Here is a 19913-nt window from a genome sequence, read left to right on the forward strand (position 1 = left end):
TATCAACTCCCCGAGACGGCTAGGAAGTGACCATTTACCTGGGTAGGCACCCTATTTATCAAGGTGCCTATTGATTAACCTACAGGGTCAGATGTCTTTACGCAACAAGTTACGACACTCATTTTTTTTCACTGGGTTCCTTGTTTTTCCTCTTAAATATCAGCAGGTAAGTCATGAGTATAAGAAAGACGGTCGCCATGGAGAACCACTGCAGGGCATAGCCCTGGTGTTTCTGTGCACTCATGGGGATCGGCTGCCAGGGATGTGGCAGTGCGCCGCCCGGTATCGCCTCGGGTTGCAGTATGGCGGGGGCCAACGGCATGCCTAGCTGCTGAGATAGCTCGGTCAGGTTAAGGTTTTGAATTCGCATGGGATCGCCTACTTCGGGCAGTAGGTGTTGGCTCAAGGGGTTGCTGGCCCTCTGATAGACACGCCCGCTTAATGTCACCGTCTGAGTCATTCGTGTTATTTGGGGTAACTTTTGTCTGTCTAGGCCACTGTCGATGAAGCCGAGTTCGACCATTAGTAAAGGCGCATCGGCTTCGACACGCATCACCTGATAGGCCAGATAGCCGACGCGACCCTCGTAGACCTGGTTATCCAGCAGTATGGCGGGGGCGTCTATAGGCGTCGCGGTGACCTCCAATCGGTATCCGGTGAGGGATTCGTGCTCGGCTAGGCTAAGTAGTTGCCGATAATCCAGCGGCGCGGCGGCCTGCTTGAGTTCGAGCGCCTGTTGCAGTGCCTGCTTCTCGGCGGCTCTGCCTTGCTGCCACAGCCCCAGCTTGACCAAGACGGTGAATACCAGCAAAGTAACTAAAACGAGAAAAATCGTGCCGCCGCGAATTGTGGGAGCCTTCATGAGCGAAATATTGCTGTTTAAAGTCGTTTTAGTACTGCTGTTGGTCTTCATTATCTTTAATCTTGGCCGGGCCCTATTTGTCTTGGTGAAGGGAGAGAGCAAGGCGCCCATGAGTCAGTATCTGGGGCGGCGCGTGCTTTTCTCTGTGCTGGTGGTGCTCTTGCTGTTGATAGCCCTGGGACTTGGGGTGATCACCCCAAATCCCAGACCCTATTAATAGGCGATCACTAGCCTCCTTAGAGGACATAGACGAATACGAACAGGCATAGCCAGACCACGTCCACAAAGTGCCAATACCAGCTACCCGCCTGGAAGGCGAAATGCTTATCAGGCGTGAAATGCCCCTTTAATACCCGCAAGAAGAGCACAAATAGGAAGATGGTTCCCAGGGTCACGTGCATGCCGTGAAATCCAGTGAGCAGGAAGAAGGTATTGCCATAGACGCCGGAGGAGAGGGTCAGCCCCATCTCCTGATAGGCGTGGGCATACTCTTTCGCCTGGAGGAAGAGGAAGGCGAGACCTAAGAGTATGGTGATCCCCAGCCAGAGGGTGAGCGCGGTGCGTTTACTCTTCTCCAGGCTCACGTGGGCGAAGTGCAGGGTGACCGACGAGGTCAGCAGTATGATGGTGTTGTAGAGGGGTAGGCCCGTCCATCCCATGGCTTCCGTCTTGGTGCCGTCCGGTGTGGCCACCAGGGGCCAGACCGCCTGGAAATTGGGCCAGAGCACCTCGTGAGTCATGGCATTGTTTGAGGCGCCGCCGAGCCAAGGCACGGCAATGGTGCGGGCATAGAGCAGGGCGCCGAAGAAGGCGGCGAAGAACATCACCTCGGAGAAGATAAACCAGCTCATGCCCTGCCTGAAGGAGCGGTCCATCTGTTTGGAATAGAGGCCAGACATGGACTCGCCGATCACTGTTCTAAACCAGCCGAAGACCATGTAGAGGATAACGGCGATCCCCGCGGTGAGGATATAACCCCCACTGGTTTGTTCCGTCTGTAACTGCTGTACATAACTGCCTGCGCCATAGGCGATCAGGAAGAGGCCGACGGCACCTATGATGGGCCAGGCGCTCTGGGCGGGGACATAGTAGTGTTCATGTTTGCTTGTCATTTCGCAGCTCCTTGCTCAACATCACCTACGTACCCCTTGTCGGTGATGTTGTATAGCGTATAAGAGAGGGTCAGTGTCGAGATCTGCTCGGGCAGCTCGGTATCGACGTAGAAGATCAAGGGTAATTGCGCATCGGCATTGGCTTCGAGTCTTTGCTGGTTAAAGCAGAAGCACTCCGTCTTGTGGAAGTAGGCCGCGCCCTGTCCCGGTGAGACAGAGGGGATCGCCTGTCCGACAATCTGCTGTGCCGAGAGGTTCTTGGCGTGAAACTGAGTACGGACCACCTCACCCGGATGCACCTGAATACGTTTCATCTCGGGGGCGAAGACCCAGGGCATATCTTTCTGAGTCTGAGCCATAAATTCGACCGTTACCGTACGACTGGTGTCTATGGTCACCGCCTTATATTCGGCGGCGGTCGATTGCGTCTTACCATTGATGCCTAATTTTTCACATAGCACATCGTATAGGGGCACCAAGGCGAATCCGAAGCCAAACATGCCCACGCAACCTAATAGTAATAGGCCGATCAGCTTACGGTTGGAGTACGCCTTAGTGTCCGTCATGCTATTTCACCTCGGGTGGTGTCGAGAATGAATGGTAGGGGGCCGGGCTCGGCAGGGTCCACTCCAGGCCCTCGGCGCCATCCCACGGCTTGCTGGGAGCCGCCTCGCCGCCGCGAATGCACTTGATCACCACCACCAGGAAGATCAGTTGCGACAGGCCGAAGGCGAAGCCGCCGATAGAGACAATTTGGTTCACATCGGCAAACTGAATCGAGTAGTCCGGAATACGTCTCGGCATGCCCGCCAGCCCCAGGAAGTGCATGGGGAAGAAGAGCACATTCACCGAGATGACGGAGCACCAGAAATGCAGCTTGCCGAGCTTCTCGCTATACATGTGTCCCGTCCACTTAGGCAGCCAGTAATAAGCCGCCGCCATGATGGAGAAGATGGCGCCCGACACCAGCACATAGTGGAAGTGAGCCACGACGAAGTAGGTATCGTGGTACTGGAAATCCACCGGCGTGATGGCCAGCATCAGCCCGGAGAAGCCGCCTATGGTGAAGAGGATGATGAAGGCCAGCGAGAACAGCATGGGGGTCTCGAAGGTAAGCGAGCCGCGCCAGATGGTGGCTACCCAGTTGAATACCTTCACCCCGGTCGGTACGGCGATAAGCATGGTGCAGTACATGAAGAAGAGCTCGGCGAACACAGGCATCCCTGTGGTAAACATGTGGTGCGCCCAGACCAGGAACGAGAGGATCGCGATGCTGGCGGTGGCGTATACCATGGAGGAGTAGCCAAACAGCTTCTTGCGGCTGAAGGCGGGTACTATGGCCGAGATGATGCCGAAGGATGGCAAGATCATGATGTAGACCTCGGGGTGGCCGAAGAACCAGAAGATATGCTGGAACATCACAGGATCACCACCGCCGGCGGCATCGAAGAAGCTGGTGCCGAAGAACTTGTCAGTCAGTACCATGGTGACCACACCGGCGAGCACTGGCATCACGGCGATCAGCAGGAAGGCGGTGATCAGCCAGGTCCAGACAAACAGTGGCAGCTTCATCCAGGTCATGCCGGGGGCGCGCATGTTAACTATGGTGACGATCACATTGATGGCGCCCATGATGGAGCTGATCCCCATGATGTGTACCGAGAAGACAAACAAGGCCGTACTGTCCGGGCTATAGGCCGTCGACAGCGGGGCATAGAAGGTCCAGCCAAAATTAGGGCCACCGCCCTCCATAAACAGCGAGCTAATCAGGATCGCAAAGGCGAAGGGCAAGATCCAGAAGCTCCAGTTGTTCATGCGCGGCAGGGCCATGTCTGGCGCCCCTATCATCATAGGGATCAGCCAGTTAGCTAGGCCGGTAAAGGCTGGCATCACGGCGCCAAATACCATGATCAGACCATGTACCGTGGTCATCTGATTGAAGAAGTTAGGCTCCACCAGTTGTAGACCCGGTTGGAATAGCTCGGCACGGATCACCATGGCCATGGCGCCGCCGGTTAAGAACATGATGAAACTAAACCAGAGATAGAGGGTACCGATATCTTTATGGTTGGTGGTAAACAGCCAACGTTTTATTCCCGTGGGGTGCTCCTCATGGTGGGTTGAATGTTCGCCAATATGAGTGGCATCCATATCTGCTTCACGCGTTATTGCATTCATAATGCCTTCCTATTGACCTGCTTGATTGACGTCTGTTGCCTGAACCATATCGCCTGTGTTGTTACCCCAAGCGTTGCGCTCAAAGGTGATCACCGCAGCGAGTTCCTGAGGCGTTAACTGGCTGGCAAAGGCCTGCATGGCGGTACCCGGCTTGCCGTGAAGCACTATGTCGATGTGGTTATCAACCGGCCCTGTGGCGATGGCACTGCCCTTTAGTGCCGGGAAGGCGCCCGGCAGACCCATGCCTGTGGCCTGGTGGCAGGCGGCGCAGTGGCCGAGGTAAACCTGCTCGCCCTTAGCCATCAGCTCATCCATGCTGAGGTCGTCTAAAACCACTGCTTTAGCGTCATCATTAGAGGAGGCCGGCTCGGTTGACTCGGTCGTTGTGGCTGCTGGTGGAGGTGTCGGCTGGGCCGTCTCAGCATTTGTACCGGCATCTGTGCCGCTCTGTGCACCTGAGCTTGCCTGGTTAACGTCGGCTGCCTGAACCATATCGCCGCTGTCGTTGCCCCAGGCATTACGCTCGTAGGTCACCACGGCGGCAATTTCTGTGGCGGTCAACTGCTGCGCGAAGGCCTGCATCGCCGTGCCAGATCGACCGTGTAGCACCACAGAGAGGTGATCGGCGACAGGGCCTTTTATGATTGGGCTACCGATGAGCGAGGGGAATACACCCGGCAGGCCGGCGCCATTTGGTTGGTGGCAGGCGGCGCAGCGGGCCATATAGACCTGCTCACCCTGGGCCATAAGCTCGTCTTTCGATAGGGTCTTAGACAGGGCGGCCTGAGCCTCGGCGGCGGCCGCATTGGCCTGGGCCTCCTGTTCTACAATCCAGTTATCGAAATCGGCTTCCGAGAGTACCTGCACCACTATGGGCATGAAACCATGGTCTTTGCCACAGAGCTCGGCGCATTGCCCTCGATAGATGCCGGGCTTGTCGATACGGGTCCAGGCTTCATTGATAAAGCCTGGGTTTGCATCTTTCTTCACCGCGAAGGCGGGAACCCACCAGGAGTGGATCACATCTTCTGAGGTCATCAGGAAACGGATCTTACGATTGACCGGTAGCACCAGGGGTTTGTCGACTTCCAGCAGGTAGTGTTCGCCTTTGTCCTCCTTGCCCTCTATCTGTTCTCTGGGAGTGGCGAGTAGGCTGTAGTAGCTAATGTCTTGATCGAAGTAGCTGTAGTGCCATTTCCATTGGGAACCTGTGATCTTAATGGTGAGATCGGCATTGCTGGGATCTTCCATGGCGATCAGTGTCTTGGTGGCTGGGATGGCCATGAGGATCAAGATGACAAAAGGCACGATCGTCCAGGCGATCTCTACCTTAGTGCTCTCATGAAAGTTTGCCGCGACGGCACCCTTAGAACGCCTGTGGTTGATGATGGAGTAGATCATCACGCCAAAGACGACCAGGCCTATGGCACAACAGATATAGAGAATCGTCATATGCAGGCTAAACACCTTATTACTGATCTCTGTGACCCCTGATGTCATATTCAGGGGCATATCTGCTGCGAGTATGGTGGGCGTAAATAGCAACGCCAGCAAACAACACAACACTTGCTTCACTAGACTTCTCCTCTGTCAATTGCGAAGGCAACTACAAAGAAGAGCCACACAGTATGTCTCGGCTCTATGCAAACTCTTCAGTTCCCAAAAAAGCAACGATGACTTCAAAGTGCGTCGGTGGTGAAACTCTTGTTCTGTTGGTGGTGACCACGCTTGCACTTACGGCTGAATATATCAGACCAATTTCAGCTTCCGTGGGCGAGGTGTTACAGGATTATTTTCGCCGCTCAAGCCGACAACCAAATTGTGCGATATAACAAATAATCGTTGATATCTATTACTAACTTAATGGCTGTTTAAATATTGATCAAGATCACTTTTATTTTATTTTGCTAAACAAAACAGACACAAAAACGCCCCTTGCGGGGCGTCTGTATGGAAAGGTAGTGCGAGGATGATTAGTGTAGCGAGCTAAACAGATTCGAGGGCTGACCGCTGCGATCCTCTTGGGAAAACGGGCTGGCAGGTAAGTGACCGTTCGCATCTTCGATCACTACCCCTAATGCGCGGGTATTCTTGGCGACGATCTGCAGGCGACGACTATCACGGGCATCCAAGGTTTGCGCCCAGCAGATCACCGCACTGGATGTACCACTTGTGAGGGCTTTTTCCATCGCCCACAGAGTTTCGACCTCATCCTTGGTGTGCACAAGTAATATACGATCCATGCGAACACCTCCGTCGGCCAGCATCTGTTTGTAGCCTATGTTTGGCGGGCTGATCAGCACCACCCATTGCCCCTGCTGACTGAGTCTGGCCAGTTCCGGAGTGAGGGCCTGGAGCTCCTGTTTGCCCTGAGTCGAACTTGCCGTCGTGGAGATAGTGTTTCTATCGCCGCGCTTAAGCGAGCTGTCGAGATCGACCCACAGCCCTGGATGGCGTGGCGCCATGCCCATGAGGTTGTTCATTGCCAGTCTCCATTTCGAATAACGCCAACGGCCAGGCCTTCGATACTCAGGCTCTGAGTGGTGAGATCGACGACGATAGGGGAATATTCTTCGTTTTCTGCATGAAGGAATACGGTGCTGCCGCGCTTCTCGAAGCGTTTAACTGTGACATCGTCTTCCACACGGGCAACAATGATCTGACCGTTTCTGGCCTGTTCGACCTTATGTACTGCCAGCAGATCGCCTTCGAGAATGCCGATATCTTTCATACTGTCACCCTTGACCCTCAGCAGGAAGTCGGCGCTGGGGCGGAACATGCTTGGATCAACCTGATAGTGTTGCTCCACATGCTCCTGAGCCAGGATTGGCTCACCGGCGGCGACCTGGCCAATGAGAGGCAGACCGAGATCTTCAGGCTCTTCCTCTTGGGTCAGCTTAATGCCGCGTGAGGTGCCGGGCATGATCTCGATGCAACCTTTCTTGGCCAGCGCCTTGAGGTGTTCCTCGGCGGCATTGGCACTCTTAAAGCCTAAGCGACGCGCAATTTCCGCACGGGTAGGCGGCATGCCGGTGTCGGCAATATTGCGTTTAATCAGATCTAAAATCTCGGCTTGTCTCGGGGTTAAGGGTCTCATGATTAATCCTGTCTTTCCATACAGTACCTGTCAGTATATACAGTATTTTATACAGTGCAAGTATTAACCAGATATTCTGTCAGTCTCATCAAGCGATTAGCGCGTAAAGCGCAGGCGGCTAGTCTCGTTGAGCCTGTTCTAGGGAGACGAGTAGATGATGGTAATCGTCGATGGCCGGGAAGTCGGCAAACTGCTTGTGCGGCTTCTGGCTGTCGGGGTTCTTGATCCCTAGCTGATAGCCGACGCCGGCTTTTTGGGCCGCCAGTAGAATGGGCTCACTGTCGTCGATAAACAGACAGCGGCTGGGATCCAGGGAATACTCATTAAACAGGTGACGCCAGAACTCGGGATGCTCCTTGGGATAGCCGGTCGTGTGGCTGGAGAGCATCTCGTCTAGCCCGCTAGCCAGCTCGGTATGTTTGAGCTTCAACGCCAGACTGTGGGGATGGGCGTTGGTGACTAAGATGCGTCGCTTGCCGTATTTGGCGAGCGCGCCGAGAAAGGGCATGCTGTCCTGACGCAGCTGGATCCTGTCGACCAGGGTGTGATGCAGCGCCAGAATGTCCAGACCCAACTCCTGTTGCCAATATTCGAGGCAATACCACTCCAGGGTGCCGAAGACCTTGGCATAGGCACTCTCTACCAGTTGCTGGGCCTCGGCCGGTGGGATCTGCCGCTGCTGACACAAGGCCTGAGGCACCAGGCTGAGCCAGAAGTGGTTGTCGAAATGCAGATCCAGCAGGGTACCGTCCATGTCTAACAATACGGTGTCTATCTTATTCCAGGGAAACATAAAGGTCGTAAAAAAATTCCTTGGTTTGAGTTGTGGATTAGGCCCATCATAGTAAGATTGAGTGGTTAAGCAAACGCCATTTTTCAGGAAGTTCAATGTCGGACAAAAAGCCGCAGATCCTACATGCCGAAGTTGTTGCCCAGAGCCGTCTGTTTCAGATAGAGCAGGTGCATTTAAAATTTTCGAATCAGGTTGAGCGTCAATATGAGCGCATGAAGGGTAATACCCGCGGCGCCGTGATGGTGGTGCCTGTGCATGGCGAGGAACTCCTGTTGGGACGCGAATATGCGGCAGGCACCCATAGTTACGAGTTGGGCTTCCCCAAAGGCTTAGTGGATCCTGGGGAGACCCATGCCCAGGCGGCCAACCGAGAGCTGCAGGAGGAGATCGGCTTTGGTGCTCGTAAGTTGACCCATCTGATGGAGCTGAGCCTGGCGCCGGGCTACTTTGCCAGCAAGATGCAGATCTTCGTTGCCGAGGATCTGTACGAGAGTCGATTGCAGGGTGACGAGCCCGAACCCATAGAGCTGGTGCGTTGGCCATTGAGCCAGTGGTCTGAGTTGTTATTAGAAGATGACTTTTCCGAATCTCGAAGCGTTAGCGCCTTGTTTTTGGCACAGAAACATCTAAAACTAAAGTAGTTAATCCGAATTATCATATTAGGCATTGCCAGATGTAGGCTGTTGGAGTTGTGATGAAGCCAGAAGAGTATGTTGAGCAGGCGATTTCGATTGCCATCGAGGCGGGAGAAGCCATTAAAGGGATCTACCTCGAGGGCAGTTTTGACAAAGAGGTGAAATCCGACAATACCCCGGTGACCTCTGCCGATATCGCGGCCCATAAGATCATCGCTTCCCAGCTTAACAGTCTCACCCCTGAGATCCCGGTTTTATCCGAAGAAGATGCCGATATCCCCTATGTCGAGCGCGCCGACTGGCAGCGCTACTGGTTAGTCGACCCCCTAGATGGCACAGGCGAGTTTATTGCCGGTAGCGGTGACTTCTCGGTGATCATCGCCCTGGTCGAGCACAATCGCCCTATCATGGGCGTGGTTTATGTGCCTATGACGGGCGTGGTCTATTACGCCATTGCGGGGCTGGGCGCCTATAAGCGCAGCAGCAAGGGCGAGGTGCGTATCGCCAGCAAACAGCTCACCACAGACGATGAGCCTTGTTTGCGCCTGGCGGTGAGTCGTCGTCAGGATCCCCAGTCTGTATTGAAGCTTTTCAATCATCCTAAACACTGCGAGCTAGTGGTGCTGGGCGGTGCGGCGCTTAAGAGCTGTCTGGTGGCAGAAGGCCGCGCCGACTGTTATGTGCGTATCGGTCCCACGGGCGAGTGGGACACGGGCGCGGCGCAGATCATTATCGAAGAGGCAGGCGGCCAGGTGATGGATCTCGAGCTACAGCCACTGAGTTATAACGAGCGTGAATCCTTGGAGAATCCCAACTTTATCGTCGTGGGATCGACCCACCTGCCATGGGACGAGCTGTTAACCCGTGAATAATCTCCCTCATATTTCTATCAAGGCGGCTGGTAAGCACCAGCTGCAGGCGCTCTATCGTCTGGAGCAGGGATTATTTGGTGCTCATGCCTATCCAGACTTCTTCTTTCGTCAGAGTTTCGACTGCTGGCCAAGCGGCCTGCGAGTCGCTTGTGACGAAAATGAATGTCTACTGGGCTACATACTGCTGGCCAGGAGCGAACGGGTAGACAGTGCCTGGATCCTCTCGGTCGCCGTCGATAGTGCCGCTCAGGGGCGAGGCATAGGCAGGCGTTTGATTGTAGAGTCCTTGGGCGCGCTACCCGCTAGCGTGACACAGGTGAAGCTCACCGTGGCGCCGGATAATCCTGCCAGGCACCTCTATGCCAGGCTAGGCTTTGTCGAGCAAGGGCTGGAGGCCGACTACTTCGGTCCAGACGAAGACAGAGTTCTCATGACACTCAGCCGATAAATTTCCCTCTTTTATTCTGGTCGCCGAAAAATAATCTTATTATGAACATTGTTTTTTATTTTGCTTGCTGGTAACTTGAACGCAACTTGACAGAGGGATGGGGCCGAGATGGCAAGACGTAAGGAACATACTCATGATGAGATTCGGGCGATGGCAACCGCCGCCGTGTTGCAGCATTTGGCGGTCGAGCCACTCGATAGCCTGAGCCTGCGCAAGGTGGCTCAAGTTGTCGGCTATGTGCCCAGCACCCTGGTGAATCTCTTCGGGAGCTATCAGGGTCTGCTGCTAGCCGTCGCCGAGTTGACGCTGGATCAGCTATACCAGCGCCTGGCTTCTAATGCACAAGTCTCTCAAGCCTATGACTCGAATCCACTCGAGGCAATGGCCAACGCCTACCAGCAATTTGCCTTCGAGCAGCCTAGAGCCTTTCAGCTGATCTTCGAGCTTAAGGCAACCGATGAGCAGGGGCTGAGCGAGCATCATGCCCGGCTTATTGCGCAGCTGTTTGCCTTGATAGAGTCTTGCCTGGGCGAGCTGTTGCCCGAGTTATCCGGTGAGCAACGATTACTGGCGAGCCGAGCCCTGTGGGGGGGCGTGCATGGCCTGGTGTGTCTGGCGCTGGACGATAAGCTCTTTGCTCCCGGAATAAGTATCGAGGAGGCCATTCGCCACCATATCGCGGTTCAACTTAAAGGATTGGGTTATCACAAGGAGGCGTTATGCTGTTAACCAAGCGGTTTTTTCCCTATTTTGCCACTCAGTGCCTGGGGGCACTCAACGATAATATCTACAAGAATGTGCTGCTTCTGATGGTGACCTATAGCCAGATAGAGGATCTGCCCATCAGCGTCAACCTGTTCGTTAACCTTGCCGCCGGCGTGTTTATCCTGCCTTTCTTCCTGTTTTCCGCCCACGCGGGAGTGGTGGCCGACAACATGGATAAGGCCAAATTGATCAGACGCTTAAAGCAGCTGGAGCTGGTGATCATGTCCTGCGCGGCCATGGCGATTCTGAGCCAGAGTTATATGGTGATGTTAGTGCTGCTCTTCTTAACCGGCAGTCAGTCGGCCTATTTCGGGCCGGTAAAATATTCGCTCCTGCCTCAGGCCTTGGCGGAAAATGAGCTGGTGACGGGTAATGCCTGGGTAGAGATGGGTACCTTCTTATCGATCCTGATAGGCACACTCAGCGCCGGGCTTCTGGTGGCCAGCGACAAGGGCATTATCGCTACCGCGGCGACCGTGTTTGTGCTGGCCGTTGCCGGCTACCTGGCCAGCCGGGCGATTCCCGCCATGCCGCCTCAAGGCGCGATCACTAAGATTCGTTTCGCGCCCTTGTCGGGCACCTGGCGCAGTATCGCTAAGGTCAGAAAGACCCCGAGTATCTGGATGGCGATCCTGGCGATTAGCTGGTTCTGGTTTCTCGGGGCGACCTATCTGACTCAGTTTCCCAACTTTGCCAAGTTGCATCTGCATGCGGATGCGACCGTGGTGTCGCTCTTGTTGGCCCTGTTCTCTATCGGTATCGCGGTGGGCTCCTTTCTGTGTGAGCGTTTCTCTTTTGGACACGTGGAACTGGGTCTTCTGCCCTTCGGTGTGGCCGGGCTCACCCTATTTGGCGTGGATCTGCTGTGGTCACTCCCGGAGTTGCCGGCCCAGGCCGAGACCGTCTATAGCTTTAGTCGCTTCATCGCCGAGTCGCAGCATTACCGGGTGATGTTTGCCCTGTTTATGGTGGGGGTGAGCGGTGGTCTGTTTATCGTGCCTCTGTATGCCTTCATTCAGTCGCGCGCCGATAGGGGTGAGTGTGCTCAGGCAATCGCCGCAAACAACATAATGAATGCCCTGTTCATGGTGGTCTCGGCAGCGTTGTCTATTCTGCTGTTGGAGGGCCTAGGTTGGGCCATCACAGATCTCTTCTTATTGTTGGCGCTGCTCAATGCCGTGGTTGCCCTGTATGTCTATAGTCAGGTGCCTGAGTTTACCCAGAGATTTGTCAGCTATCTGCTGAGCCATATTTTGTATCGCGTCACCGTGACCGGCCGCGACAAACTCCCCAGCGAGGGCGCCGGCATCATAGTGTGCAATCACGTCAGTTATGTGGACGCGCTGATCATCATGGGCGCTTCGACCCGTCCGATCCGTTTCGTGATGGATAAGTCTATCAGCGAGATGCCACTGCTTAAGTATCTGTTTCGCCACGCGGGAGTGATCCCCATCTGTTCCCCGCGTCAGTGTGAGGCAACCTATAATCAGGCGTTTGAGGCTATTCATCAGGCGCTGGCCAATGGAGACTTGGTGTGTATCTTCCCCGAGGGGCGCCTGACCCCTAACGGTCAGCTGGGCGAATTCCGCCCCGGCATCGACAAGATCCTCGCCCGCGATCCTGTCCCAGTGATCCCTATGGCGCTAAGTGGTCTCTGGGGCTCCTACTTCAGTCATAAGGATGGTCATGCCCTGAGCACCAGACCCAAACGCTTCTGGTCTAAGATATCGGTTGATCTCGATGATGTGGTGTCGGGTACCGAGGCTAACCGCCATCTGCTGCGCGAGCGGGTCGAGGCCATGCTGCCCTCATCCTAGCGGCTTGCCGTTTTTGCTAGAAAAAGCCAGGCATGATGCCTGGCTTTATGTTTTCGGTGGTTTAACTTTATAAGGTTTTAGTGTGCTAGCGAACGGCGTATTCATCCAGCCATTGATGCATGGCCTTATGGTCGCCCTGGAAGATCACCCGCTCGGCTTTCTTGGCTATCTGATACTGATACATGGGATCGTAATATTTGCTCAGTAGCAATTCGATCCACTTTAGGTGTGCCTGGGTATCGCCACTCTGCAGCTGCACCGCCAATGCGTCTCTTATCAGCTGCTGCAGCTCGTCGTGTTGTTTACCGCCGAGGCGTTTCTTGATGCCTGAGATGCTGTTTGCCAGATACTCACTAAATGCGTCGAATCCGGCCTCTTCGCCCAGGCGCTCGATATAGCCCTTGTGCATCTTATGGACATATTCGTCCAGCAGGCGTGTCAGCCTGGCCTCGAGCGGCTCCTCAAGGATGACGACGCTGGCGGTCTGCATCCCCATGTAGAAAGCCTTGGGTAGCGCAGAGCGTCCGATGAGATAGCTCTCATCTTCTACCAGCAGATCCCGCGCGGCGCTCTGTTGATGTTTCAACAGGGCGACCCCTAAGCTATTTTCGAAGTTGATCTGCGTCGGCTGCGCCTCATGGTAGCGACCGAAACTCGAGCCCCTATGATGGGCGAGCCCTTCGAGATCGACCGCCTCTTGCCGCTGCAGCAGAAAGTCTGTCTTACCGCTGCCGGTTATGCCGCTGAGGATCAACATAGGTTTCACCTCTGGCGCCCTGTCTATGGTGTCGATAAGGAACTGACGCATCGCCTTATAGCCGCCTTGAATGTAGGGCACGGCTCTACCAGCCTCGGCTAGCCATTGCTGAGTTAGCTGAGAGCGCAGTCCGCCACGAAAGCAATAGAGATAGGCTTCGGGATGGGTGTCGAGATAGGCGAGCCAGGCATCGATCCGCTGCTTTTTGACTTCGCCGCATACCAGGGAATGACCGAGGGCGATGGCGGCGTCCTGGCCTCGCTCCTTATAACAGGTCCCCACTTGTTGCCTTTCATCATCTTGCATCAGGGGACGATTGCTACTGGCGGGAAAGGCGCCCTTGGTAAATTCTATGGGAGCGCGTACATCCATGATGGGATGGTCAGATGCCAGGATGCGAGCATATTCACTCGCGGGGATAATCTTGTCGTTTAGATGGCCCATTAGATCAGTTCCACCAGTGGCTGCGACTCGGTTTGAGGCACTAGCTCACCAATACATTGTGTGGGCAGCCCCTCTTTTTCTAGCAGAGCAAGCAGCTCGGCCTCATGGCTGTTTGATACGGCAATCAGCAAGCCGCCACTGGTTTGCGGGTCGCACAATAGGGCTTTCTGCTCGTCGTTTACCAGGGGAAGATGCTCGCCGTAGCTGTCGTAGTTGCGATGGGTGCCACCTGGAATGCAGCCAAGCTTGAGGTAGTCCATTGCCTTAGGCAGCATGGGTAGGGCGCTCAGATCGACCCTGGCCGCCAGCGTTGCGCCTTGGCACATCTCGATGAGGTGGCCTGCCAAGCCAAAGCCTGTCACATCTGTCATGGCATTAACGCCTGGGATCTTGGCGATGGTGGCGCCTATCTTGTTCAGCTGACACATGGCGTCAGGGGCAATATTGATATCTTGCTCGGCAAGCTTCTTCTGCTTCTGCGCCGTTGTGAGTATGCCGATACCTAGCGGCTTGGTCAGATAGAGTCTGTCACCTGTCTTGGCCGTGTCGTTCTGTTTGAGTTCGTTTAAGGGGATCTGGCCTGTTACCGCGAGGCCGAAGATAGGCTCTGGTGCATCGATACTGTGGCCGCCAGCCAACATGATACCGGCATCTTTACAGGCCTGACGTCCGCCATCGACCACCTGCTGGGCAATTTCCGCTGGCAAGACATTGACCGGCCAGCCAAGAATGGCGATGGCCATCATGGGCGTGCCACCCATGGCGTAGATATCGCTGATGGCATTGGTCGCTGCGATTCGCCCGAAGGTAAAGGGATCATCCACTATCGGCATGAAGAAGTCTGTGGTGCTGATGATGCCTGTCTCGTCGTTGAGGCGATAAACGGCGGCATCGTCACGAGTCTGATTGCCTACCAGAATGTTTGGATCGTCAAAGCTGGGTAGCTGAGAGGCCAGTATGGTGCCCAGTACCTTAGGTGAAATCTTGCAACCACAGCCAGCACCGTGGCTGTATTCGGTGAGTTTAATCTTTTCTACTGACATAACCGCAAACTATCTCTGGATAAAATGGAGAGCCGCTCATGATAGACCCATAGGTGCGGCACTTCAATCGCCTAACTTAGATATGAATGGCGGGAGGCCGCTATCATTCCTGTTTATTTCAGAGTAAAAAAAGGCCACCCCTTGGGATGGCCTCTTCGAGAATGGGTTAGGCAAAGCCTGTGGTGAGTGACTTCCACTGTTTCTGGCGCGTTAGCAGTTCCTGTTTCAGGTGCTCTACCTGCTGCATCAGCTGATGTGTGGTTAGCTGTTTGCGCTTGGCCTCGAGCAGTTCCTTATGCGCCTGGTAGTACTCGGCAATATGCGTCTTGAGCAGCTCATATTCCGCCTGAATTTTTTCCAGGATCTCTTCGTGGTTGGCAAGCTGTGTGGCCTTGTGTTGCGCCTTTTTCAACTGCATCTGTAGCTTGGCACTCTCGATGCGCTCCTGGGGGGTGACCCTGAGATTGTTGGCCAGTCCGGTCCAGGCCATGGTGTTGATCAACCATTTGGTAGGATCGTAATGCCACCATTGGATGCCGTTGCGATAATCGTTTTCGAAGATGTGGTGGAAGTTGTGATAACCCTCGCCATAGGTAAACAGCGCCAACACGCCGTTGTCTCGTGCCGTGTTCTTATCTGTGTATGGCTGGCTGCCCCAAATATGCGCGAGCGAGTTGATGAAGAAGGTGCAGTGATGCACGACAACCAGGCGTAGCAGACCCGCCATGAGCAACATGGCCCACACATCGCCGTTGAGCCAGCCCAATAGTGCCGGTAGGCCAATATTCATGATGAGGAGTAGCGGCAGGTAATATTTGTGCTGCCACATCACAATTTTCTCATTTTGCAGATCACGGACGTTCTTATAATCGTGATAACGCTGCGCCTGATACTCTCTAAGCATCCAGCCGATATGGCTGTACCAGAAACCCATGTTAGCCGAATAGGGGTCCTTGTCGTTGTCATCCACATGCTTGTGGTGGATACGGTGATCCGACGACCAATGCAGGGCGCTATTTTGCAGTGCTAAGGCACCACCCAAGGCAAAAAGAAAACGTATCGACCAGTGCGCCTTATAGGTGCGATGGGACCAGAGCCTGTGGTATCCCGCGGTTATCGACAAACCGCTGGCGAAGGCGAGCCCGACAAAGGCAACCCATTCTGCCATGCCATAGCCATAGGTGATGCCGTACCAAGGTACGAGAATGACAGCACCTAAGAAGGTGATGGCAAAGAGGAGAATATTGGTCCAGATGAGGGGAGGTTTTTTCATTATAGTGTCCAGATTCTTTTTACTTGAGCGTACAGCTGTACGCCAATTCTACCGACTTAATAGGGCAGGTCAAGGCGGGCTGCGTTTTTGCCTTAAAGAAGGTATGATTGCCAGATTGAGTTTTATCTAGTGGATTCATCATGATGGGTATCAGAGCACAGCAGAAAGAAAAAACGCGTCGCGCCTTGGTCGATGCGGCATTTAATCAATTAAGTGCCGAACGCAGCTTTTCTAGCCTGAGTCTGCGGGAAGTGGCACGCGAGGCCAACATAGCGCCAACTTCTTTCTATCGTCATTTTAAAGATATGAATGAGCTGGGGCTCACTATGGTGGATGAGGGGGGTCTGACTCTGAGACAGATGATGCGCAAGGGCCGCCAGCGTGCCGAGGCCGGTGGTAGCGTGATTCGCATCTCAGTCGATACCTTTATGGAGGTACTGGAGTCTAATCCCAACGTTTTCCGTATCCTGCTACATGAACGCTCGGGCACCTCGGCACCGTTTCGCGCGGCAGTGGCCAGAGAGATAGAACACTTCATCTCAGAGTTAGCTCACTACACAGAGGCCACCACCAAGCGAACCCCCGAGTTGGCCAGGGCTCAGGCGGAGGCCTTAGTGACCTTAGTATTTAACGCCGGGGCGGCGGCGCTGGACATGAAGCGGGTCGATCGTAAGATCTTGGCCGATCGTCTGGTGATTCAGCTGCGCATGGTGGCTAAAGGCGCCGAATGCCTGCAGCAGAAGATGGAACATCGCTAGAGTTAAAAAAGGGGCCAGTTGGCCCCTTTCTTGATGCTAGCTTTAGATTAACGGCGTTCTAGTAACACGCCTGATTCCATATGATCTGTGTACGGGAACTGATCGAACAGCGCGAAGCGGGTGATCTTGTGGGTCTTGTCCAGTACCTTGAGGTTGTCCAGCAGGGTGTTGGGGTTACAAGAGATATAGAGGATCCGCTCATAGCCCTGCACCATAGACAGGGTATTGTCATCTAGGCCGGCTCGCGGCGGGTCGACAAATATGGTGTTGCAATCATAGCTGTCCAAATCCACGCCCTCTAGACGTCTGAAGCTGCGTTTCTTGGCGAGGGCATCGGTAAAGTCTTCCGCCGACATGCGGATGATCTGTAGGTTTTCAATCTGGTTCGCCTCGATATTGTACTGGGCCGAGTCGACTGATGGTTTGGCCAGCTCGGTAGCCAATACCCGGTTGAAGTTCTGCGCCAGGGCAATAGAGAAGTTACCGTTGCCGCAGTAGAGCTCCAATAGATCACCACTGCTATTACGTGTGATATCTATGGCCCACTCCAACATCTTGATCGCTACCTCACCATTGGGCTGGGTAAAGCTGTTCTCAACTTGCTTATAGATAAGCTCCTTGCCATTGACCGGCAGGGATTCGATGACGAAGTCGCGATCCATCACCAGCTTCTGCTTACGGGCGCGGCCTATGATGTTCACCTTGAACTTAGCCGATAATGCTTGCTTAAGCGCCTCGGCTTCCTGCTGCCATTGGGCATCGAGCTGCTTGTGGTAAAGCAGTGAAACTAAGATCTCACCGCTGAGGGTTGAGAGAAAGTCCACTTGGAACAGCTTGTGACGCAGGACCTGATTGGGGCGCAAGGCCGCCATCAGCTCGGGCATCATGTCGTTGATCAGTTGGCTCGCCGGTAAGAATTGGTCGCAACGAACCTTCTGGTTCAGCGCCTTATCAAACATGTAATAGTAGAGATCTTCACCCTCATGCCAGACACGGAACTCGGCGCGCATGCGGTAATGGGCCTTCTGTGAGGCAAACACTTCCAGCTCGGGTGTCTCGAAGTCGGCAAATAGCTGCGCTAGTTTCTGACGTTTCACATCGAGCTGCGCGTCGTATTGCTGAGGATCCATTGCTTCTAGATTCATTTCTTAACACCGTTGCTGTCTATGGGGGCGCAAATAGTATACTACTTGTCGTTGATGTCTAGGGGGTGGCTAACATTGTAGCGGACTTTCCCGGGCGATTAACCCGCCTGAAAAGCCAATTGTGAGCGCAATGGCTTTAGCTTTAACCGGGAATGTGAAAAAATCCCTGCTTCTATGTACCAGCCTTTTTAGTGATAGGAGAGCCAATTTGTCAGCAAATATACTCGTGTTCGATTCTGGGGTAGGAGGACTGTCGATATTGGCGGCAGTGCGAGAACAGCTTCCCAGTGCGAATTACTGTTATCTGTTTGACAATGCTAGGCTGCCCTATGGCGAACTCGATGAACAGGAGCTGATCCAAGGTTGTGTCACCTTAATCAGTCAAGCGGTTGCCCAATGCCAGGCCGATATCGTGGTCGTGGCCTGTAATAGCGCCAGTACGCTTATCCTGCCTGCACTAAGAAGCTGCCTGACCATTCCCGTGGTAGGGGTGGTGCCGGCCATCAAACCCGCGGCGGCCCTATCGCACAAGAAACATCTGGGTTTGCTGGCGACCCCAGGGACAGTCAATCGTCAATATACTCAAGATCTGATCGATCAGTTTGCCAGTAATTGTCGTGTAGACAGATTTGGCTCCTCTGAATTGGTCTATCTGGCAGAGGATAAGATGGCTCAGAAGCCGGTCGATCGTGAGGCGCTGCATCGTATCCTGGAGCCGATAAAGGCGTCTGGACTGGATACCTTAGTCTTGGGATGTACTCACTTTCCGATTTTGAGAGAAGAGCTGCAGCGTGAGTTGGGAGAGTCTGTGCATCTATTAGATTCATCCAATGCCATCGCGGCTAGGGTGGTGAGTCTGCTCGATGCTGATAATAGCGGAGAGAGAGGTAAGAGCCGGGCGCTGTTCACGACGAACACGATTTCCGAGGGGTTAAGTAAGACCTTAGCTGCCTGGGGATTCAGTTCGGCTACCGCCTTTAACGATAGCCTGATGAAAACCGGCAGCTAAGCTCTGGTGCCGCTAAAGATAAAGCTAATGTCAGATAAGCTGGATTAAATTAGCTGGCCTGTGCTGCTTCGTTTTTATCTGTGTCTTGAGACTTGGCTTCACGAACCTTGAGCGTACGCTCCTGGAATTCGAATTCGTTCAGCTTGGCCATCGCTTTCTTAGCGCCCGCTTCAGACATCTCAATAAAGCCAAAACCTTTACGACGTCCAGTCTTGCGATCGCGAACCAATCTCACCGAGCTAACAGGGCCATATTTGCCAAATAACTCTTTCACTTCACCTTCATGTACACGGTAAGGCAGATTGCCTACATAGAGTGTCATGGTGGGTCCAGTGTAAGTATCACCACCGGTAGCGTTAGCGGCAGATGGCTGAAGTGTGAAAATAACACTTGCAATAATAGCACCAGTAAAAAATGAGATCGCTGAATAAAGCTCTGGTGTGAACTGAGATATTGCCAATGCGCCTAGGATGGCGACAATCAAAACAATAAGAAATGGCTTTTGCATATAATAGGTTCTCTGAGGAATTGATAATTAACTGTTAACAGCTCGTATATGGTAATGAATTATTAGCAATTACACTAGCATATTGATGAAAAAACGAACTTTAGCGGCCTTTGATATTGCATGATCCCGATTGGTTCTGTGTGATTTCCCCTCATTTTGTTTCTTAATTCAGCGAAGCGATTAAAAGATCGACTTGCGATCGCCGATCGTTGAAAAAGCCCTTGCGCCCAAATCAGAACTGCCTATAATGCGCATCCACTGACACGGCAAAGCAGATAACGCAGCGTCGAAACACTTGTTAGCTAAGGCGATAGGGTGGTCAGTCACTGAAAAGTGAAGCCTCAAAAAGTTTGCAAAAACTGCTTGACGCGAACAAGGGATTGCGTAGAATACGCAG

The 19913-nt window shown here is 53.7% G+C and carries 22 protein-coding genes; 8 read left to right on the top strand and 14 right to left on the bottom strand.

Annotated elements, in window-relative coordinates:
- Nucleotides 1–118 precede the first annotated feature (118 nt).
- The gene (locus DB48_RS07705) at nt 119–862 is read right to left on the bottom strand and encodes an SURF1 family protein (protein WP_041509700.1); all 744 of its coding nucleotides are present in this window, start codon (nt 860–862) and stop codon (nt 119–121) included.
- Between DB48_RS07705 and DB48_RS07710 the strand changes: the two genes are divergently transcribed.
- Nucleotides 861–1079, top strand: a complete 219-nt coding sequence (locus DB48_RS07710; protein WP_041509701.1) for a DUF2909 family protein — start codon at nt 861–863, stop codon at nt 1077–1079. The two genes, DB48_RS07705 and DB48_RS07710, sit on opposite strands and share 2 nt — an antisense overlap.
- Nucleotides 1080–1098: 19 nt before the next feature.
- Here DB48_RS07710 and DB48_RS07715 read toward each other — a convergent pair whose 3' ends face one another.
- The 7 genes from DB48_RS07715 to yrfG form a co-directional block, all read right to left on the bottom strand.
- Nucleotides 1099–1974: a cytochrome c oxidase subunit 3 gene (locus tag DB48_RS07715; RefSeq protein ID WP_041509702.1), complete on the bottom strand. Its 876-nt coding sequence runs from the start codon at nt 1972–1974 to the stop codon at nt 1099–1101.
- Nucleotides 1971–2540: a cytochrome c oxidase assembly protein gene (locus tag DB48_RS07720; protein WP_041509703.1), complete on the bottom strand. Its 570-nt coding sequence runs from the start codon at nt 2538–2540 to the stop codon at nt 1971–1973. The genes DB48_RS07715 and DB48_RS07720 overlap by 4 nt, the downstream gene beginning before the upstream one ends.
- 1 nt (nt 2541) lies before the next feature.
- The gene (gene ctaD / locus DB48_RS07725; RefSeq protein ID WP_052813710.1) at nt 2542–4152 is read right to left on the bottom strand and encodes a cytochrome c oxidase subunit I; all 1611 of its coding nucleotides are present in this window, start codon (nt 4150–4152) and stop codon (nt 2542–2544) included.
- A 9-nt stretch (nt 4153–4161) separates the two neighbouring features.
- On the bottom strand, nt 4162–5727 hold the full coding sequence (gene coxB, locus DB48_RS07730) for a cytochrome c oxidase subunit II (protein ID WP_041509705.1): 1566 nt from the start codon (nt 5725–5727) through the stop codon (nt 4162–4164).
- Nucleotides 5728–6125: 398 nt separating this feature from the next.
- A complete protein-coding gene (locus tag DB48_RS07735) occupies nt 6126–6635 on the bottom strand; it encodes a cell division inhibitor SulA (protein WP_041509706.1) in 510 nt (169 codons plus the stop codon).
- The gene (lexA, locus tag DB48_RS07740) at nt 6632–7249 is read right to left on the bottom strand and encodes a transcriptional repressor LexA (RefSeq protein WP_041509707.1); all 618 of its coding nucleotides are present in this window, start codon (nt 7247–7249) and stop codon (nt 6632–6634) included. Before lexA ends, DB48_RS07735 begins: the two co-directional genes overlap by 4 nt.
- A 118-nt stretch (nt 7250–7367) precedes the next feature.
- Nucleotides 7368–8042, bottom strand: coding sequence for a GMP/IMP nucleotidase (gene yrfG / locus DB48_RS07745; protein ID WP_041509708.1), 675 nt, complete (start codon nt 8040–8042; stop codon nt 7368–7370).
- Nucleotides 8043–8137: 95 nt separating this feature from the next.
- On the opposite strand from yrfG, the gene nudE reads away from it, so the two are divergent.
- From nudE to DB48_RS07770, 5 genes are all read left to right on the top strand, one after another.
- Complete coding sequence (gene nudE / locus DB48_RS07750; protein WP_041509709.1) at nt 8138–8683, top strand: ADP compounds hydrolase NudE; 546 nt, start codon at nt 8138–8140, stop codon at nt 8681–8683.
- Between the two features lie 53 nt (nt 8684–8736).
- A complete protein-coding gene (gene cysQ, locus DB48_RS07755) occupies nt 8737–9549 on the top strand; it encodes a 3'(2'),5'-bisphosphate nucleotidase CysQ (protein WP_041509710.1) in 813 nt (270 codons plus the stop codon).
- A complete protein-coding gene (locus DB48_RS07760) occupies nt 9542–9997 on the top strand; it encodes a GNAT family N-acetyltransferase (RefSeq protein WP_041509711.1) in 456 nt (151 codons plus the stop codon). The genes cysQ and DB48_RS07760 overlap by 8 nt, the downstream gene beginning before the upstream one ends.
- A gap of 108 nt (nt 9998–10105) precedes the next feature.
- Nucleotides 10106–10726, top strand: coding sequence for a TetR/AcrR family transcriptional regulator (locus DB48_RS07765; protein ID WP_041509712.1), 621 nt, complete (start codon nt 10106–10108; stop codon nt 10724–10726).
- Nucleotides 10717–12579 (top strand): MFS transporter, encoded by a 1863-nt coding sequence (locus DB48_RS07770; RefSeq protein ID WP_041509713.1) that lies wholly within the window; start codon nt 10717–10719, stop codon nt 12577–12579. Before DB48_RS07765 ends, DB48_RS07770 begins: the two co-directional genes overlap by 10 nt.
- Before the next feature lie 85 nt (nt 12580–12664).
- Here DB48_RS07770 and mnmH read toward each other — a convergent pair whose 3' ends face one another.
- The 3 genes from mnmH to DB48_RS07785 form a co-directional block, all read right to left on the bottom strand.
- On the bottom strand, nt 12665–13780 hold the full coding sequence (gene mnmH, locus DB48_RS07775) for a tRNA 2-selenouridine(34) synthase MnmH (RefSeq protein ID WP_041509714.1): 1116 nt from the start codon (nt 13778–13780) through the stop codon (nt 12665–12667).
- A complete protein-coding gene (selD, locus tag DB48_RS07780; protein ID WP_041509715.1) occupies nt 13780–14823 on the bottom strand; it encodes a selenide, water dikinase SelD in 1044 nt (347 codons plus the stop codon). The genes mnmH and selD overlap by 1 nt, the downstream gene beginning before the upstream one ends.
- 166 nt (nt 14824–14989) lie before the next feature.
- On the bottom strand, nt 14990–16096 hold the full coding sequence (locus DB48_RS07785) for a fatty acid desaturase (RefSeq protein ID WP_041509716.1): 1107 nt from the start codon (nt 16094–16096) through the stop codon (nt 14990–14992).
- A gap of 143 nt (nt 16097–16239) precedes the next feature.
- Between DB48_RS07785 and fabR the strand changes: the two genes are divergently transcribed.
- Entirely contained in the window at nt 16240–16854 is a 615-nt protein-coding gene (fabR, locus tag DB48_RS07790) for an HTH-type transcriptional repressor FabR (RefSeq protein WP_041509741.1), read from the top strand.
- Between the two features lie 47 nt (nt 16855–16901).
- Here fabR and trmA read toward each other — a convergent pair whose 3' ends face one another.
- Entirely contained in the window at nt 16902–17999 is a 1098-nt protein-coding gene (gene trmA / locus DB48_RS07795; RefSeq protein ID WP_041509717.1) for a tRNA (uridine(54)-C5)-methyltransferase TrmA, read from the bottom strand.
- 208 nt (nt 18000–18207) lie between these two features.
- On the opposite strand from trmA, the gene murI reads away from it, so the two are divergent.
- A complete protein-coding gene (murI, locus tag DB48_RS07800) occupies nt 18208–19008 on the top strand; it encodes a glutamate racemase (protein ID WP_041509718.1) in 801 nt (266 codons plus the stop codon).
- Nucleotides 19009–19057: 49 nt separating this feature from the next.
- Here murI and DB48_RS07805 read toward each other — a convergent pair whose 3' ends face one another.
- Entirely contained in the window at nt 19058–19516 is a 459-nt protein-coding gene (locus DB48_RS07805) for an RNA recognition motif domain-containing protein (protein WP_041509719.1), read from the bottom strand.
- Between the two features lie 180 nt (nt 19517–19696).
- A partial coding sequence (locus DB48_RS20400; RefSeq protein ID WP_235375362.1) for a hypothetical protein occupies nt 19697–19913 on the bottom strand: 217 nt, incomplete at its 5' end.

It is taken from the genome of Shewanella sp. cp20 (assembly GCF_000832025.1).
Taxonomy (GTDB): Bacteria; Pseudomonadota; Gammaproteobacteria; order Enterobacterales; family Shewanellaceae; genus Shewanella.